Source organism: Paenibacillus sp. MMO-177 (genome assembly GCF_037147795.1).
Taxonomy (GTDB): Bacteria; Bacillota; Bacilli; order Paenibacillales; family Paenibacillaceae; genus Pristimantibacillus.
In genome coordinates, this window is the sequence record NZ_JBBCUR010000002.1 from 215,901 (window position 1) to 234,170 (window position 18,270).

The following is an 18,270-nucleotide window of genomic DNA, read 5'->3' on the forward strand; positions in this document are numbered from 1 at the left end:
CTGCCTTTTTTTGCGATTTTATTTTTATTTCGCTTGAAGGGTATGGTTGGCATGATATTCGCGGTAGATCGGGTTTTCGCCGCATATCATAAGGCCTTGGCCCCAGTTAACATGCGTGTCTAAAGTTGGGACATCCATCGGATCGCGGTATTGGAACAGAACGTTGCGGCGGTTGCGGGTACTGCGGTTAACGTCCGAGCCGTGAACCGTCAAGTAGTTGAAGAAGAGAACGTCGCCGGCTTTGGCAGGGCAAGGCGTCGCCATCGAGATCGGATATTCCCGGTGATCGAGGTAATGGCGTCCGACATGCGGCATCATGCCGTTCTTATGCGTGCCCGGAATAACGCAGAGACAGCCGTTCTCCATATCGGCGTCATCCAGGTGAACGCTTGCCGCCAGCATGGTGTGGCTTGCATGCGGGAAGTATGGCGCGTCCTGATGCAAAGGGAAAGCGGCGCCGTTTTCAGGCGGCTTTACAAGCATTTTGCTATGATGCAGTTGAACGTTAGGACCAATCAATTGGGATAACACAGCAGCCATATTCGGATGAATAGCCGCGCGCATGAATGCCGCATCATGGTATTGAACGTCATGGAATCCTTTCAGGACAAGCTTCTTCAGCTGCTCCGGCGGAAGGTAGTCGCCTTGCCAGGCTGCGTTAGAGTCAAACTTCGATTGAGCGGCCCGGTTCAGAATGCCGTCAATGGCTTTTCTCATGTCTTCAACCTCTTGCTGCGAGAATAAGCCTTGGACTAACAGATAACCATTTTCTTTGTAAAATTCTACATCGTTTTGAGTAATCAATTTTATTCGCTCCTCTGCTTGAATGTTTGGTAAGCGATTACTTATACTCTGATTATAGGATTGTTGGTATCAAGTGTATTTAGCTAAAAAAGCCATCCTTTTAAGAATTTGCGCCAGGATGTGATGAGATGAATATAGAAGCCATTGAGAACGGCAGCCGTTTTCTAAACGAAATGCTCACGAAATGCAAGGCAAGCGGACTTGCTTTTAAGGTCCACTATTGGGATTTGCGGCCGCTGCATTACAGCAATCACATCCATAAGCATTCCTACTATGAAGTTTGCTACGTGCTGTCGGGCGAAGGCGAATACCAGGATGAGGATACCGTCTACGGCCTTGAGGCGGGGACGTTGTTCGTATCCCGGCCCGGTGTCTGGCATCAGATCCGCAGCGAGAACGGGATGGGGCTCATGTATGTGGCTTACGAGCTCGACCCCAATGGCTCGCGCGAAGAAGAATATCACCGCTATGGCATTAACCTGGAGTCGGGTAACGTGGTATTTAAGAATGTGGATTATACGCGCTCCATCCATTACTGGCTTGGGTTGTACCATCATGCTTCCTGCCAGCCCTACAATGAAATTGAAGACCTGGCAACAATGGCCGGCATGCTGCTATCGAGTCTCGTCCAGCCGTTTGGTCCGGATGGAAATATTCCCGTGCCAAGCCCGGCGAGATCGACGGATTCAACCCGTTATGCGGTTCTGCGCCAGTCCAAGCAATACATTAGAGACAATCTCTCTCGGCCGCTCAAGATTGAGGAGGTTGCGGATTACATGAATCTGTCGACCAGGCAGCTGTCCCGCTTGTTTCAAATGGACGGCGGAGACACGTTCCTGACTTATTTGCGTAATGAGCGTTTAAAGCATGCGGAGGTTCTATTAAAAACCTCTATTGCTTCTCTCAAGGAAATTGCGGCGGATTCCGGTTTTCAATCCGTTCATTATTTTACGAACGTATTTACGGAACAGATGGGGATGCCGCCCGGCGAATACAGGAGACGGCATCTGGACTAACTTTTAAGAAAACTTGAGTTCCCTTAACAGGATTAACCGGTACGGTAGAAATGTTCATAGGGATTACAACCAATAGGAAGGGATTGTTGATATGAACGCGTATAACACGGCTTCAGACATTGCAAACCCAAGTACAGGTCACTCGCTAGCCGATATTCCGGCACATGACCCGTTTATAGTAGCGGATAAGACTACGGAAACCTATTATTTGTATACGGGCGGCGGCCCAAGAATTCATGGCATGGATCGTTATGGCGTACTCACTTATAAAAGCAAGGACCTTGTCAATTGGGAAGGACCGTATGTGGTGTTCACGATTCCGGACGGAATATGGGCGAATCCGAAGCATGGCGCATGGGCGCCGGAGGTTCATGCTTATAATGGCCGATATTATCTCTTTGTTACTTTACATAATAACGACAAAAAGCTCGAAGGACAGGGGAACGGCGGCTATCCGCTTCAATGGCGCGGGTCCGTAATCGCCGTATCCGATTCTTTGGAGGGGCCATTCGAGATCATCAAGCGGGATGCGCCGGTTCCGCCGGAAGACCTTATGACGCTGGATGGCACCTTGTATTTGGATGAAGATGGGAAGCCATGGATGGTTTACTGTCATGAGTGGGTGCAGACGGCGGATGGAACCGTTGAAGCGGTGCGGTTAACCGATGATTTATCCGACCGGGCATCGGATCCGGTACATTTATTCAACGGCTCGGATGCCCCTTGGGATAATGGCGAGCATAAGGAAGACGGAGTGCCGTCCGTATATGTGACCGACGGTTGCCAGCTGTACCGAACGAAGGAAAACCGGCTCGTCATGTTATGGTCGACCTACGATAAAGGCAGCTACGTTCAGACGATTGCAAGGTCGACAACCGGCAAGCTGGAAGGACCTTGGGAGCAGCTGGAGCCGCTTGTCTTCGCTGACAGCGGACATGGCATGTTCTTTCAGACCTTTGACGGGGAATGGAAGCTAATTCTTCACTCTCCGTTCAAGATGCCCGATTCCCGCTGCAAGCTGTATGATGTGGTGGATGACGGGGATTCGTTCCGAATGAAGTGATCACTTATTCAATACAGCATCGCGATATTGCCGGGGGGTAACCCCGGTTTTTTTCTTGAAAAGACGGTAGAAAAACTTCATGTCCGCATATCCGACGGCACCCGCGATATCTTCAACGCTGCCATGACCGGTGGTCAAGAGGCGACAGGCCGCGTCCATGCGGATGCTCTGCACGTATTCGATCAGGCTCATCCCGGTGTGGCGGCGGAACAAGCGGCTGAACTGCCGTTCGCTAAGCTTGGCTTGGGCAGCGAGTTCGCCAAGCTTAAGCTCAGACGCATAATGTCGGTCAATATAAGTGATGGCTTCGTCAACGCTTAACCATTGCGGCCGGTCGCCGGCCGGGGAAATCATCTGCAGCTTATGCCGATAGAGTCCGGTTAGTATCCTCATGACAAGCGAGGCAAGCACAGCCATATAAGCCGGCGGCTTCGCGGCAAATTCCTGATAGAGCTCGCGGAACATCGCATGATACTCGCCGGTAGAATCCTTGATAGAGAACCAGGTCAAACTCTCATCCGTAAAACAGTCCAAAATCTCCGTGGCATAAGGGAACCCATCCCGCAATTCACTCATATAAGTAGCCGGCAGCAAGCAGTTGTAGACGATAAGAGGCCGGTCTTTTTTAGGCGTTTTTGGCCGGAAAACATGGCTCTGCCCGATGGGGATAAAAAATAACGTTCCATGCTCAACCGGAACGGCTTCGCCGGCAATATAATGAACGCCGGCACCTTCGCTGACATAAGTAATCTCGACGAATTCATGCGAATGCTCATCCATGTCAAAGTTCTCATAAGCGCGGTTTACGTAAATCGGAACGCCAGGCTCGAAAAATGACGCGGCAGACATGACATAGCTGCTTCGTTTAATGCTCATCGTCCATGCTCCTTTTACTCGATCAAAGTATCTGTCTCTATCGTACGAAACCGTTTGCAAGATGTCCAGATCCACCTATGAAAATGTCCGGATCATCCCCTGAATGTCGCTCTCTCTTGCCATACAATCAAGTTAATGATGCTGCTAAAGCATACAAGATTGCCGGAAGGGGAATTTCGTATATGACTTTGTTGCAAGTAAACCATTTGCGTTGTGAATATCAGCATAATCCTATCGGACTCGGAGCTATGTCGCCGCGAATCAGCTGGCAGCTTCAATCGGGTGACGTTCATGTGATGCAGCTCGCTTTTCAGATTCAGGTATCCTGCGGATTGGACGGGTTTGATGAACTGGAGCTGGTCTGGGATACCGGGCGAGTAGAATCTGAGCAGTCGACGCTGATCGAATACGGCGGACAGCCTCTGCAGGCACGGGGTCGTTACTATTATCGGGTCAGGGTATGGGATAACAAAGGCAACGAGTCGGAATGGAGCGAGGCTGCTTATTGGGAAATGGGCCTGCTCCGGACCGCGGATTGGAAAGCGTCCTGGATTACGCCTGACGCATCCTCTATTGATTCACAATCGGAGAAGATATTTATGCTCCGCAAAAGCTTTGCAGCACGCCATAACATCAGCCGCGCAACCTTGTACGCGACTTCGCTCGGACTATACGAACTTGAGCTGAACGGCAAGCGGGTTGGCGACTGGGAGTACACTCCTGGCTGGACGAGTTACTTCAGCAGGCTCCAAGTACAGGCTTATGATGTAACGCAGCAGCTTACGGCGGGGAGCAATGCAATCGGAGCTTCTCTCGCGAACGGATGGTACAAAGGCGACTTGGCTTGGAACAATCAGAATAGCATTTACGGCAACACTCGTGCCTTGCTCCTTCAGCTTCATATTGACTACGAAGATGGAACGTCGGAAGTAGTCGTAAGCGATACGTCTTGGCGAGCGGCTACCGGTCCGATCCTCATGTCGGAGCTGTATCATGGCGAAACCTATGACGCTCGCTTGGAGATTAAGGGCTGGTCGGAGCCAGACTTTAATGATCAGGGCTGGGCGAATGTAACGGAGCTTGCTCGATCGAAGGATATTCTGGTCATGCAGGAAAATGAACCTGTCAGAATAACCGAAAAGCTGAAGCCAATCGCTCTTATTCATACTCCTTCCGGCGAGACCGTGCTTGATATGGGGCAAAACATGGTCGGACGCCTGCATTTCCGCATCGAGCTGCCGGCAGGTACGGAGCTGTCGATTCAGCATGCCGAGGTGCTCGACCGGGAAGGCAACTTCTATATCGGCAATTTGCGTAAAGCGAAGCAGACGGTCCGATATATTTGCAAAGGCGGGGAAGAGGAATACGAGCCGCATTTCTCGTTCCAAGGATTCCGTTATGTGAAAATCGATGGCTGGCCGCAGGATGTTGCGCTTAACCTGGATCAATTCACCGGACATGTCCTTCATACGGATATGGAGGCAACGGGTGCTTTCGAGTGTTCTAATCCTTTATTAAACAAGCTTCAGCAAAATATTATCTGGGGACAACGAGGCAATTTCCTCGATGTTCCGACGGACTGCCCGCAGCGCGACGAACGGCTTGGCTGGACGGGCGACGCCCAAGTCTTTATCCGTACCGCTGCATTCAATTATGGCGTGGCGCCGTTTTTCGCCAAATGGCTGCGCGACCTGAAGGCAGACCAGCGAAGCGACGGAGGAGTGCCGTTCGTTATCCCGCATGTGCTGGACGAGAATTCTCACTCTTCCGCAGCTTGGGGCGATGCCGCGGTCATCTGTCCATGGACGGTGTACCTCAGTTACGGAGATAAGCGCGTGCTTGAAGAGCAATATGACAGCATGAAGGCATGGGTCGAGTACATTCGCAAGCAAGGGAGCGACGAATATCTCTGGAATACCGGCTTCCACTTCGGCGATTGGCTTGGCTTGGACGCCAAGGAAGGGGATTATGTCGGCGCAACGCCAAGAGATCTGATCGCAACCTGCTATTATGCCTATTCCACGCAACTTTTTGTCAAAACAGCCGAAGTGCTTGGCCGCACGGACGATGCGAAGGACTACGGCGAGCTGTACAACCAAATCGTAGCGGCCTTCGAGCGCGAATTTCTTACCCCTAACGGTAGGCTTGCCGCTCATACGCAGACCGCTCACGTTCTGCCGCTGATGTTTGGACTTGTAGAAGGCTCGGTGCGCGACAGGCTGGCAAAAACGCTGGCGGACTACGTAACGGAGCAGAAGTTCCATCTGACGACAGGTTTTGTAGGGACGCCTTATTTAAGTCATGTCCTGTCCGAGAACGGCTATCACGACGTGGCGGTTAAGCTTGTACAGCAGGAGGATTACCCGTCCTGGCTTTATTCCATTCACCAAGGGGCAACAACGATTTGGGAACATTGGGACGGCATTAAAGCGGACGGTACCTTCTGGAGCGACGATATGAACTCCTACAACCATTACGCTTACGGCTCTATTGGGGAATGGCTGTACAGGGTTGTCGCCGGACTTGATCTGGATGAGTCGCAGCCGGGCTATAAGCATATTATTTTCCGTCCGCGAACGGATTCCGGCCTAACTTATGCGAAAGCTTCCTATAAATCGGTTTATGGTTTGATCCGCAGCGGTTGGAATACAGGAGTGGACGGGGCTGTAAGCTACGAGTTCGAGCTGCCTCCTAATACGACAGCGGAAGTGAGATTGCAAGATGCTCAGCCTGACGCCATCTCGGTCAATGGCGCCGACCTTCGCACGGCTGAAGGGGTTCTTGCTTTCCAAGAGAAGGATGGAATGCTAGTGCTATCGCTTGGCTCCGGCATTTACCGTGTTCAAACCTCAGCCAAAGTAACGGTATAAAAATAGGAGGGTGTCCCAAAAGTCATGAACATGACTTTTGGGACACCCTCTGTTTTTGATAATCAGCCTTTCTGAACATGAATTTGCTTGGCAACGCGTTCCCCTAATTCGGTTGAAGCTTTGCTTAAATAACCGAGTACGATTGATTGGGTTTCCTCGCATGCTGCCGAGAGATCTCCTGCAAGATTGCTGACGAGATGATCCTTCTGTACCGGCTGCAGACGATCATAATATTGACCGGCTTGGGAGAAATCATCGGACTTTGGAATTTCGGACCTTACAAGATGCCCTTCTACATACCGGCCATTGCCGCTGGTCTGCATGGAGCCCGGTGTCCAGTTCGCCTGATGATTGATCGGCACCTTGCGGAAATCCGGCCCGATCCGGTGACGCTGGGAATCTGCGTATATATTCGAACGTCCTTGCAGCATTTTATCATCCGACAGCTCGGCGCCGTCCAGCAGATTCGAAGGGGAGAAGGCTAGCTTTTCAACCTGCTCCTGATAATCGTCCGGATTCTGATTCAGGACAAGCTTGCCGACCGGCAGAAGCGGGAACTGGTCCTCATCCCAAATTTTCGTATCGTCGAGCGGGTCATAAGGAAGGCTCGCCTCGTCCGCAGGATCCATCAGCTGGACGTATAAACCGTACTCTACCGTTTTCCCGCAAGCCAGCGTATCGTATAGATCCTGACCGGCGTAATCCGGATTCTTGCAGCTAAGTTCGGCAGATTCCACGGCATCAATGGTTTGGACACCGGCATACGGAAGCCAATGATACTTGACGTAAGTACGGACGCCTTGCGCATTTCTCCAGACGTACGTATTTACGCTATGACCCGGGATGTGGCGGAGACTCTTAACCGTCCCGGCATCGGAATACAACCATACGATAAAGTGAGTGGCTTCCGGCGCCCTTGCGATAAAGCTCCAGAACCTCTCGGGGTCAATTAAATTATTGACAGGCGAAGGCAAGAAAGCCTGTATGGATTCCGGAAAACGAATAGGGTCTCTGATCAGAAAGACGGGGATATGGTTGAAAACCAGGTCGAAGACACCTTCATCGGTATAAAATTTGGTTGCAAATCCGCGCACATTGCGGGAGGTATCCGGGGTTCCCTTGTTGCTGACCGCAAGCGAGAACCTGACCGTAACGGGAACTTGATAACCAGGCTTCTGCAAGAAACAGAGCTTGGTATGGGCGGCCATGGAATGAACCGTCTGAAAGTAGCCAAATGCGCCCCAGCCCTTGACATGAACGGGTCTTTCGAGAATTTTGTTATGTATAAAGGTCTCTAACGTTTCGTGCAGCACGCTATCTTGTTTCAGAATCGGGCCGCGAGCGCCTACGGTTTGTGAATGGGGTGCGGCCGGACTGTCAATGGCGCTCCATTGGGACGGAGATAAGCCATGATGATGTTTGTTTTTTGCTGGCTTCAGCTCATGCATCGCGGCATTGTTCTCAGAGGAACCTCGGTTATTGTCCATCATATACCTCCATAATAATCAATCTCTTGCCACCTTTATGTCTATTCTCGCGAGTGGAGTAAAATTCGTTCGGGCTATTAACTATTATCGGTTACATTGGATAGAAGGCGGATGGAAGATTTTTTTCTCCCCAATCGGGCATCTAGTCTCCCGGGATATGTTATGATTGGACAACAAGCGGACAGGCTTATATGGAGGTAATAGACAAATATGGCGAAAGCTAAGGTGCCCAAGCGTCCAACGAGAGACGAATTTGTATTGGAAGAGATAGGAAATCAGTTAAGCGAAGCTTTCTATGAAACATCTACGATTGTCCTCACCGTATGGGGCAGGGAAGAACCGGTTCAAGGCGTTATTACGGCGATGGATTCAAGGACAGGCAGAGTCCATGTCGAGACTTCATCGGGACTGGACAAAGTCCCTTTTATGGATATTATGAATGTTAGTTATCCGAGGAATTAAAAAATTCTCAAGAAAATAACGAGCGTGCCGTCCCGTATGACGAGCACGTTTTTTCTTTTTGCGTTAAGGGGGGAATTGACATTACCGGCGAAGAATAAGTTATCTGAACGGCCTTGCCGATTGATGTGACCGCTTTCAAAGCTGCTGTATTTCTATCACTCACTTTCCAGGAGGGCATTATGAAAATCCAAAGCTATGAATTATTCCAAGTTCCGCCGCGTTGGCTGTTCCTGAAGATTGAAACGGATGAAGGAATTACGGGATGGGGCGAGCCTATCGTGGAAGGACGAGCAGAAACGGTAAAAGCTTGCGTTCACGAGTTGATGGAATATTTGATCGGCAAAGATCCGATGCGGATTGAAGATCATTGGTCGATGATGTATCGTTCGGGATTTTACCGGGGAGGCCCCATTCTCATGAGCGCGATCTCAGGAATTGACCAAGCCCTGTGGGATATAAAAGGGAAATTTTTCAACGCTCCAATCTACCAGCTGCTGGGCGGCGCCTGCCGCGATACGATGCGCGTATACTCTTGGATTGGCGGTGACCGGCCTGCCGAGGTGGCGGAAGAAGCCAAGAGAATCGTTGCCGCAGGATTTACCGCGGTAAAGATGAATGGGACGGAGGAGCTTCAATATATAGATTCTTATGACAAAATCGACGAGGCTGTTGCCCGCATAGCGGCCGTTCGGGATGCGGTTGGATCATCCGTTGGAATCGGAATCGACTTCCATGGGCGCGTCCATAAGCCTATGGCCAAGATTTTGGCCAAGGAACTAGAGCCGTACCGTCCGATGTTTATCGAGGAGCCTGTCTTGCCGGAGAATAATGAAGCTCTTAAGGAGCTTACCAAGCATACGTCGATTCCGATCGCGACCGGCGAGCGGATGTTCTCGCGTTGGGACTTTAAGCAGCTGCTCTGCGATGGGGCAGTGGATATTATCCAGCCGGATTTATCGCATGCAGGCGGAATTACGGAATGCAAAAAGATCGCCTCGATGGCGGAAGCCTACGATGTGGCGCTTGCGCCTCACTGTCCGCTTGGGCCAATCGCGCTGGCCGCTTGCCTGCAGGTGGATGCGACCTCCCATAACGCTTTTATCCAAGAGCAAAGCCTTGGCATTCATTATAACGAGACCGGAGATTTGCTGGATTATCTGATGGATCCGGCCGTATTTGAATACAAGGACGGGCATGTGACGATCCCGCAAGGCCCGGGACTCGGAATTGAAATTAACGAGGAGCATGTAAGACAAATGGCTGCGGTCGGGCATAACTGGAGAAATCCGGTGTGGCGCCACCGGGACGGCAGCATTGCAGAGTGGTAGAACCCGGAACATGCTACGATTTGGATAATACCTTATTGGACAATACTTATAGCAAAAAATAAATTAGCAAAAGAGACAGCCTGCTCCGGCTGTCTCTTTTGCTTCCTATTGATCCTGCTCGCTCCAAGCCCGGTAGATGCGGCATACTTCGCGGAACGACTGTTTTGGTTTGCGGTATTCGTTGACCAATCCCTTGTTATTGAAGCTTCGCGCCCGGTCGCGGAAATGTCTGCCGCTGCTCTTCAGATCGCCGCGGATATCCGCAAATTGCCAAATATAAGTGCCTCCAATGCGGGGATCCTCTCTGAATATGCCAAGCGCTTCGGTGACAATATGCGCCTGATAATCCTCGCTGAACAGTCTTGGCTCCCAGCCTACATCGCCAAAGATCCCGGCGCCGCCGAATTCGGTCATTAATACCGGTTTATTTCCCGCTCCCAATAGTTCTGCCCGCATATGGAATTGTTGAAGCATTTCCCTGAAGCCTTCAACCTGGCCTTCATACCAGCCGTAATATTTGTTGATGCCGATGACATCGAACAGCGGAAGCAGAACATCCTCGAGCGGATGCATGGTGGCATAGGTCACAAGTCGGCTGGAATCCAGCGTCCTCACGAGCTCGACCATCCTCTTGGTCAGCTCGTAAGCGTCTTGGGTTCTAGAGTCGATCTCGTTATGAACGGACCAGAAAATAACCGAAGGGTGATGGATATGCATTTGAACCATTTCTTCCAGCATCGACAGCGCACGCTCCTGAAAGAGAGGTTCGCAGACGGTCTCGTTGGGAAGAGCAGCTCCCCAAATCGGAATCTCGCTCCAAAAAATGATCCCGTTCTCGTCCAGCAAATCCAGCCAATACGGACTTTGAGGATAATGAGAGCCGCGAACCGTATTGCAGCCAAGCTCAAGAATGATATCCAGATCCTTCTGCATGAGCTTGGGAGGGAAGGCGAAGCCCCATTCCGGATGCTCCTCATGCCGATTAATGCCTCTTAGATAGACGGGTGCACCATTGATTAGTATTCGGTGATCCTTTGTTTCGATTTTGCGGAAACCAATGCGTTCATACTTGTCGTCTTGATCAATGCCAGCACGGAACAGATAGAGCTCCGGCTGGCCAGGGTTCCACAACCGGACATCTTTCCATTGCAATTCGAATTCAAGCTCTTTCGTTTGTCCGGCTCCCACATGAACTTGTTCAGAACAGATAGCTTGTTCGCCTTCGGATAGGGTGAAAAGAGCGGTTCCATCGGCTTGCATAAGCGAGCAAAAACGGACTTGAACCTTGATGTCGGCAGCAGCTCCATCCAGCTCATAATTTATAGCGAATTTATCGATATAGATATCCGGTAAAGTCTGTAGCTCAACCGAGCGAATAATTCCGCCGTAATGGAACCAGTCGACGACTTCGGTCGGAATGGTCAAGCGGTCAAGCGTGCTGTCTGTCCGGACAATCAGATCATGCTCTCCGGCAGGCAGGGAAGGGAGGATAAATTCGAACGCTGTATACCCGCCATAATGGTAACCAAGATGTTGTCCATCGAGATAGACATCGGCATGGCCTAATACGGCATGGAATATAAGCCGGAAATGCTGAGTATCTTCGGTCCGCAGCTTTTTCCTATACCAGGCTATACCCTCGTAATCGTACAAATGAAGTTCGTTATTCCAGCAGGAAGGAACATAGAGAGATTTCTCGGAATGTGGAAATCGCTCGAACCACTTTTCTTGCTGTCCCGTATTTTCAGGATCTTTAACAAAGTCCCATGGCCCGTCTAACAGCGTTGTTTTACGAATATGATGCTCCGGAAAAGTACGAATCAATGCGGATCCTCCTTAAGCTTCGGCTATTCATAGCCGGCGTGGTCATCGTCTGATACTATGGTTAATATAGCATGACGAATCGGGCAGCTGAATGGAAGAAACCGAGATCCGAATGTCATTTTCGAGCCTGTTAATCTAAGGAACGATTCTAGGAGGTTATGCAGGATGGCAGACCTGAGCCAAGCAACAAAACATCTTGTTGTCCATATCCACCTCATTCTCGATAAATCAACGTATCCCGGCTGGAAGGATATTCGCAACCTTGTTAATGTGCATAGCTTCTATTGGATTCATGAAGGGAGAGGGACATTCGTAACAAATACCGAGCATCAGGTTCAAGCAGGCATGCTGGCGTACTTGAGGCCGGGACTGGAGATGTCCATGCGCTCGGACCCGGAGGCGCCGCTTCGTATGACCATGGTGCTGTTCGATTGCGCGGAGCTTGAATACGAGGCGGTATGGAAGAATGCGATGCCGGTTGGTAAATTGAGTTTCCCTTTTCTAAGCCGATACGGAGATTCGCAAGCTGAAGAGCTTGGCGCGTGGTTCAGAGAAATCAATCAGAGCTGGGCTGCGCGGATAGCGGATGGCTCCAGCGTTCCCGAATCTCAGCTGCTTCTGTTACTGAACAAGTTGCAGCACGGCAAGGGGCCCGATTGGAATATCGACGAGTCGGGCGTTTTTGCTTCTTATGAGAAGATTAAACAAACGATGGAGAGCAGCTACAAAGAGAATCTGCGAATCGAACAATTGGCCAAATCGTACAGCATTTCTCCTTCTTATCTTCGCAAGATGTTTCTGAAGCATACAGGTATGGGACCCAAACAATACTTGGATCAAATACGCAACCGCCAGGCATGCGGTTATCTTGTCTTTACCGATTATCCCGTCAATCAAGTCGCCAAGCTGTGCGGGTATTACGAGGAATATCATTTCAGCAAAATGTTCAAACAGCATAATGGCGTGTCGCCGAGCCAATATCGGATAACGAAGAGGGCGGAGACCGGTACGATCCATAAAGAAACGTAACCGATCGTTTTGTTTTGTGCTCGAAATTAACAGCGTTATGATCTCTAACGAAACTGGATATCCTTATTTAACGAAAAGCAGCTGTCTCTGGAATCTAACGAAACGTCATAACGTTATTTGCCCTTTTCCGGCATCATAATGCTGATAATCGGTAAATAGCGATACCAGGTTTCGTTAGAATTACCACACCGCCTATTTCAAGCAAATAGCGATACGTAGTTTCGTTAGCTGTTGTTTGGAAAAATAACGCCATCGGTATTCCCCGATGGCGTTACAGTCCTCTTATTCTTCCTCTTGCTCCACACGCAGTACGAGAAGATTGGAGAAAATGGTAAGCCTCCGCAATAAATCATCAATTCTGAAGCTGACAGAAGCTTGGTTCTCGATCTGCTCATCAGGCGGCAGGAGCGACTGCTCGGCGCCGAATCTGACGGTCAGGGACTGTCCGGGCGACAAATTACCAAGAGGTATGCCTTGTGCCGGATCGGCTCCGTTTACGCTTTTTCCATTAATATCCACGCTGTTTGAAATAAATAGAGTACCCTCTTGAAGCACATCGTGAAGGATCGCATCATTAATCGGCAAATCGCTTACATTAGTTACCGTTATCGTAAATCTAACCTTGTCGCTTACAAAAATCGTAGCGGAATCGGCGCTTTTTGTTATGACAAGAGGTGCTCCAATGACCCGCAGGATCGCATCGGCGCGTACAAGGCCGATTTGAGTAGATTCCGCCAATATCGTATTAACGATTGGAGTACCTGGGACTGCATTTTCCGGAACTGTGAAAGGGAGGATAAGCGTCAACGCTTCGCCAACGTCCTGCGATACGACGGTACCCAAAATACCAAGCAACGGATCGGTGACCCGGATGTTCGTCAAAGGAACATTACCCGTGTTTTGCCCGCGCATACGGAAGAAGACGGTTTCTCCCGGCAGTGCGAATGGCGGAAAGACGGTCTTGGCGATTTCCAATCTTGGATCCGCCGGAATAGTCACATTGGCGGATGCGGTAACGGGAGGAGTCTCATTCGAACTTAGAACGGCCGTATTGGAAAGAACGGTCCCGCCGCGGGTATCCGCGGGAATGGTAAAAGTCCGGGATAGCTGAATAGAGAATCCGGGTGGAATGGTATCGGCCGTCTCGTCAATTCCCAGCAATTCATCTATGAAGCGCAAATTAGTTAGCGATGTGTTTGAATTATTTTGGATATGAAAGGTGAAAGTTACCGTGTCTCCGGCTAAAGCGACTGAAGGCTCGACGCTTTTGGACAGATTAAGCACGAAATCTGGTTGTACGGTAAGCGTAGCGGTCGAAGAAGACTCCCCCGTCTCGGTTGATGTTGCGGTTGCCGTATTGGACAATACGGTTCCAGCCGGAGCGATTGGCACGATAAACGGAAGCGGAATGACATAGACGGAACCAACCGGCAGCGCTGGAATAGTAGAGTTAAAACCTAGAATAGCGTCCGTTACGATGACATTGGTTAATTCCACATTTCCCGTATTTTGAACGCGAATGATGGCTGTAACCGTCTGACCTGGCGGTGCCTCTGACGGCTCAATTACTTTGCTGATTTGAAGCGATGCGGTCGGATCTACGGTAACCGTCGAAATTCCTGCTTCGGGATTGGACTGATCGGAGGTCGCAACCGCGGTATTCACAATGACTGTACCCGGCAGGAGGCTTGACGGCACAACGTAAGGGAACACAAGCGTCCGGCTCTCTCCAGGGTTAAGCGTACCGATATCGCTGGCTACCCCAATGGTATCATCCCTAAGTACAACACCTGTCAATACAACCGTCCCGGCATTAGCAACCGTAATGGTATAGGTAACGGTGTCGCCGGGGGAAACAATTAACCGATCCGGTGTTTTGGTAACGGTCATAACCGGCGGCAGCGGATCTACAAGTACATTTGCAAAGGTGTCTATCGTATCGGTCTGATCGGATGCGGCTGTACTGCGATTTTGAATAACCGAGCCGATCGGCGTGCTTGCCGGAATGACAAAGGAAGGCGTAAAGGATTGAGATGCTCCTATTTCAAGAGTTGGAATAACGATATTCAGGCCAAGTTGATTATCCTGGACAATGACATTGGTCAGCGGAACATTGCCGGTATTCGAAACCGTTATAGTATAAGTGACTGCAGCGCCGGGAAGCGCGTTTTCCACGCTTGGTGTTTTCGTAATCGAGAGCTCGGGAACTCCCACTACCGTCACATTGACGGATTCTTCTTGAGGCGAGGTTTCTGTTGAAGTGACTATAACGGTATTATTGATGATTGTTCCTGCTGAAGCTGTTGGAGGAATAAGGAATGGGATGGTCTCGATTATGGTCACCCCAGGCTCGAGAGCGGCAATCGTATTGATATAGCCGAGCAGAGAATCGGTAATAACCACATTGGAGAGCGCGGAGTTACCGGTATTTGTAACGGTGAACGTAAAATTGACCGTACTTCCTGCGATGGCTTGCGACTGATCGGCAGATTTGGTGATCACTATGGAAGGTTCCGGAATCAATATTTCCAGAGAAGCAACATCGATGTCCGTTACCGTCAATGATTCGAACGTACCCGATACCGCAGCCGTGTTAACGAACGGGTTTACGGACAAATCGGGGACGACAAACGGGAAGCTGACCGTTCTCTGTTCTCCAATCCCCAAAGTGCCAATCACTTCGTCTAAACCAATCAAAGGATCGGTTAACCGAACATCGGACAAAACGGTATTACCCGTATTTGCAACGATCAAGGTGTACGTCACTTGATCCCCTCGGGCAGCCTGCGGCGGTGAAACCGATTTCGCGAGCGAGATACCTGGCTGTCCCAGCACTTTCACAACGGCATCCGACTGGGCCGGTCCAATCTGGTCCGTCGTAACGGTTGCGATATTCACAATGGTCTCGCCCTGCAGGGCGTTATCCGGAATGATAAAAGGAACCGTAATGATGATCGAGTCTCCCGGATCTATCGCCTCGTATATCTGGTCAACATTCAGTGCGGGATCGGTAATGCGGATATTCGTGAGTCTATCATTACCCGCATTTGTTACGTTTATCGTATAGATTACGGTTTCTCCCGGAGAGGCAACCTGAGGATTAACCGATTTGACCAGATAAATTTCCAGAATTGGCGGAACGACTATCGTTGCGGTATCGGATACAGGCGGTGCTTCGTTAGACGTAGCAACCGTCAGGTTGTTGAAGACGGTGCCAGCTAAAGTGCCGGGGGGAACAAGGAACAGTACATTAAAGGAGCGTGATTCGCCGGCAGCAAGCGATGGGATTACTTCCGTAAAGCCAACAAGATCATCCTTAACGACAACATTGGTAACGGCAGCATTGGACAGGTTAGTAACGGTGATCTGATAGGTAACCGTGTCGCCGGGAGGCACTGACAGACGGTCGGATGATTTCGAAATAGACAGCTGGTAATCAGGGAGCACGATCACTTCGGCTTGGTCCTGAACCGGGAGCGTTTGATCCGATATCGCGAATACCGTATTAACGATAATGGAGCCAGCTGGCGTTCCGGGCGGAATAACGTACGTGGCATGCAGCTCCACAGTCGATTCAGGAGGAAGGAACGAGATAATATCGACCAGACCAAGAAGCGAATCTTCAATATGAACGTTGGTAAGCGGGAAAGGCGCCGGATTTTTGATCGAGAAGGTATAGGTGATGATCTGCCCGGGCAATGCTTCCGTTGGCTCTGCGGTTTTGTTAATAAAGATTTCAACAGCCTTCTGGACAAAAACAATATAATCCTCTACTTCCCCGTCTGTTGCAGGCCCTAAGCTTCGGGTATCTGCAAGCTGTCCCGGCGGATTCGCATTCACCAGCGTATCGGTTGTTAGACGCAGTCTAACAAAGGTATGGTCCAGGATTGGCGTCACGCCAAAAGCAGGGAAGAAATGAAGCTCATAGGTTTGAGTGCCGGGAATCGAAGGGATCGTCAATACAGGAGAAGCCTCATCTTCTTGGAAGATGCCATCCCCGTTAAAATCTACCCACGCATACAGATTAGCCGATGTACCCGTTGTATTCGTCACGGTCACCGGGAAGGAATAGAAGCCTAAGTTTCCAACCAATATGGGAAGAGGAACGTCAACGCCATCGTCTTGAATGCCTTGCGTCAAGTCGTCGCCGGTTGCATCGAAGTTCTGATGGGCATCCGTCTCAGCCGTAACTCTAGTTCCCAGAAACAGGTTGTTTACAAGCCCATGACGGGGACCATCTGAGGAAAGCAGCGTTGAATAGTTGTCCGGCCCATTGCCCGCAGCAACATCCGGCGCATCGCCAAAGTCCAGATTAATGGTTGCTAGAGCGCACATAGTGGCATCGTTGAAGGACGATGTCACCGTTGAAGAGAAACGGCTCGCCATTGCTGTGTTGCCGGAAACCGTGTAACGGTAGATGTTGCCGTCACTATTCGATATGGCATAAATCGTGCCTGTTGCATCTAGGGCAACCGCTCCAAATGGACCAGTATTCAAAGGCGTAGTTGCAATATTCGTAATTGCTCCCGTGGTTGGAACAATTCGCTGCATCAGTCCGGCTGGTGTAATGGCATACAAGTTACCATCCTGCGGCCGATACACCCAGTCGCTGGAGTTGAGCGCTCGGCTCAAAGCTACACCGAAGTTGCTGGTCTGCTCAAGAAAGCCGTTTGCCGGATTGACCAGCTTCATAAATGTCGCGGAATTCGGCCGAAGATCAATGACATAGAATCTCGTTTCATTATTAACAAACAAATAAAGGAATCCGTTCAAGTCAAATGTTCCGACATTATAAGTGTCTAACGGAAGACCTGGCGGCAAAGGAGATAAGGTTATGACATTCCCGTTGTTGTCTACGCGGACGATGCGGTTATTTAATTGATCATAGCCATAGATGTAATTATCCAACGTATTATAGCCAATGCCGTTAATATCGACAGGCGGGCTGACGGTACCTTGGACGACGGCTGAGCCCGTAACGATATTAATGTTGTACCAGACAGAAGGACGGCCGGAGAACTGAATCATGCTCGTGGTGCAGCCTAAAGGGTTATTAATCGTGTCATGACTGAAGTTATTGCCGCCGAGCACGGCGTTTCCCGTAACCTGAGCCGCTGTAACGGTTAGCGTTACCTTGCGGGGTCCATTGGACATTGTAAAACCTGCAGGCTGGGAAAAAGCAACCGGGGGACAGGATGCTCCCGGATTGCCGACGGTCTCATACACCGTGTACGTACCCGCTGCAGTGATCGAGAAGCTGTAGCTGCCCGCCGCATCGGTTTGCACAGACGTGCAGGTACCGCCGGTACTGCTGAACAAGACGACAAATACACCTGGTATTCCGGGTTCTACAGCGGTAAATACCCCGTCATGGTTCAAATCGTTAAAAACAATTCCCGTAATTGTAGCTGGCATTGCGAGTTTGAATACCTCCTTCTATAGAAAAGATGGTTACGGCAGATTATCTTTAAACCAACATTGTATATAAATATTCTTCAAACTTGGCCGGTA

Annotated in this window: 11 protein-coding genes; 6 read left to right on the top strand and 5 right to left on the bottom strand. The window is 50.2% G+C overall.

The window, feature by feature from the left end:
* Positions 1-24: 24 nt before the first annotated feature.
* Positions 25-804: a phytanoyl-CoA dioxygenase family protein gene (locus WFK81_RS06650; protein ID WP_336785672.1), complete on the bottom strand. Its 780-nt coding sequence runs from the start codon at positions 802-804 to the stop codon at positions 25-27.
* Between the two features lie 128 nt (positions 805-932).
* Between WFK81_RS06650 and WFK81_RS06655 the strand changes: the two genes are divergently transcribed.
* Positions 933-1,820 (top strand): AraC family transcriptional regulator, encoded by an 888-nt coding sequence (locus tag WFK81_RS06655; RefSeq protein ID WP_336785673.1) that lies wholly within the window; start codon positions 933-935, stop codon positions 1,818-1,820.
* Positions 1,821-1,911: 91 nt separating this feature from the next.
* Positions 1,912-2,883 (top strand): glycoside hydrolase family 43 protein, encoded by a 972-nt coding sequence (locus WFK81_RS06660; RefSeq protein ID WP_336785674.1) that lies wholly within the window; start codon positions 1,912-1,914, stop codon positions 2,881-2,883.
* Here the strand turns inward: WFK81_RS06660 and WFK81_RS06665 are convergent, their stop codons facing one another.
* On the bottom strand, positions 2,884-3,759 hold the full coding sequence (locus tag WFK81_RS06665) for an AraC family transcriptional regulator (protein WP_336785675.1): 876 nt from the start codon (positions 3,757-3,759) through the stop codon (positions 2,884-2,886).
* A gap of 182 nt (positions 3,760-3,941) precedes the next feature.
* On the opposite strand from WFK81_RS06665, the gene WFK81_RS06670 reads away from it, so the two are divergent.
* Positions 3,942-6,629 (top strand): family 78 glycoside hydrolase catalytic domain, encoded by a 2,688-nt coding sequence (locus WFK81_RS06670; RefSeq protein ID WP_336785676.1) that lies wholly within the window; start codon positions 3,942-3,944, stop codon positions 6,627-6,629.
* Positions 6,630-6,691: 62 nt separating this feature from the next.
* On the opposite strand, the gene WFK81_RS06675 is transcribed toward WFK81_RS06670, so the two are convergent.
* Positions 6,692-8,077 carry a catalase gene (locus tag WFK81_RS06675; RefSeq protein WP_442956044.1) on the bottom strand — a complete coding sequence of 462 codons (1,386 nt, stop codon included), beginning with the start codon at positions 8,075-8,077 and terminating at the stop codon, positions 6,692-6,694.
* 249 nt (positions 8,078-8,326) lie between these two features.
* Here WFK81_RS06675 and WFK81_RS06680 point away from each other — a divergent pair, with 249 nt between their 5' ends.
* Together WFK81_RS06680 and dgoD are read left to right on the top strand one after the other, a co-directional pair.
* Positions 8,327-8,578 carry a YolD-like family protein gene (locus tag WFK81_RS06680; RefSeq protein WP_336785678.1) on the top strand — a complete coding sequence of 84 codons (252 nt, stop codon included), beginning with the start codon at positions 8,327-8,329 and terminating at the stop codon, positions 8,576-8,578.
* A 179-nt stretch (positions 8,579-8,757) separates the two neighbouring features.
* Entirely contained in the window at positions 8,758-9,906 is a 1,149-nt protein-coding gene (gene dgoD / locus WFK81_RS06685; RefSeq protein WP_336785679.1) for a galactonate dehydratase, read from the top strand.
* Between the two features lie 105 nt (positions 9,907-10,011).
* Here the strand turns inward: dgoD and WFK81_RS06690 are convergent, their stop codons facing one another.
* Positions 10,012-11,730 carry a glycoside hydrolase family 2 TIM barrel-domain containing protein gene (locus tag WFK81_RS06690; RefSeq protein WP_336785680.1) on the bottom strand — a complete coding sequence of 573 codons (1,719 nt, stop codon included), beginning with the start codon at positions 11,728-11,730 and terminating at the stop codon, positions 10,012-10,014.
* Positions 11,731-11,895: 165 nt separating this feature from the next.
* Between WFK81_RS06690 and WFK81_RS06695 the strand changes: the two genes are divergently transcribed.
* Entirely contained in the window at positions 11,896-12,759 is an 864-nt protein-coding gene (locus WFK81_RS06695) for a helix-turn-helix transcriptional regulator (RefSeq protein WP_336785681.1), read from the top strand.
* Positions 12,760-13,041: 282 nt separating this feature from the next.
* Here the strand turns inward: WFK81_RS06695 and WFK81_RS06700 are convergent, their stop codons facing one another.
* A complete protein-coding gene (locus WFK81_RS06700; RefSeq protein WP_336785682.1) occupies positions 13,042-18,174 on the bottom strand; it encodes a DUF7507 domain-containing protein in 5,133 nt (1,710 codons plus the stop codon).
* Positions 18,175-18,270: the final 96 nt, after the last annotated feature.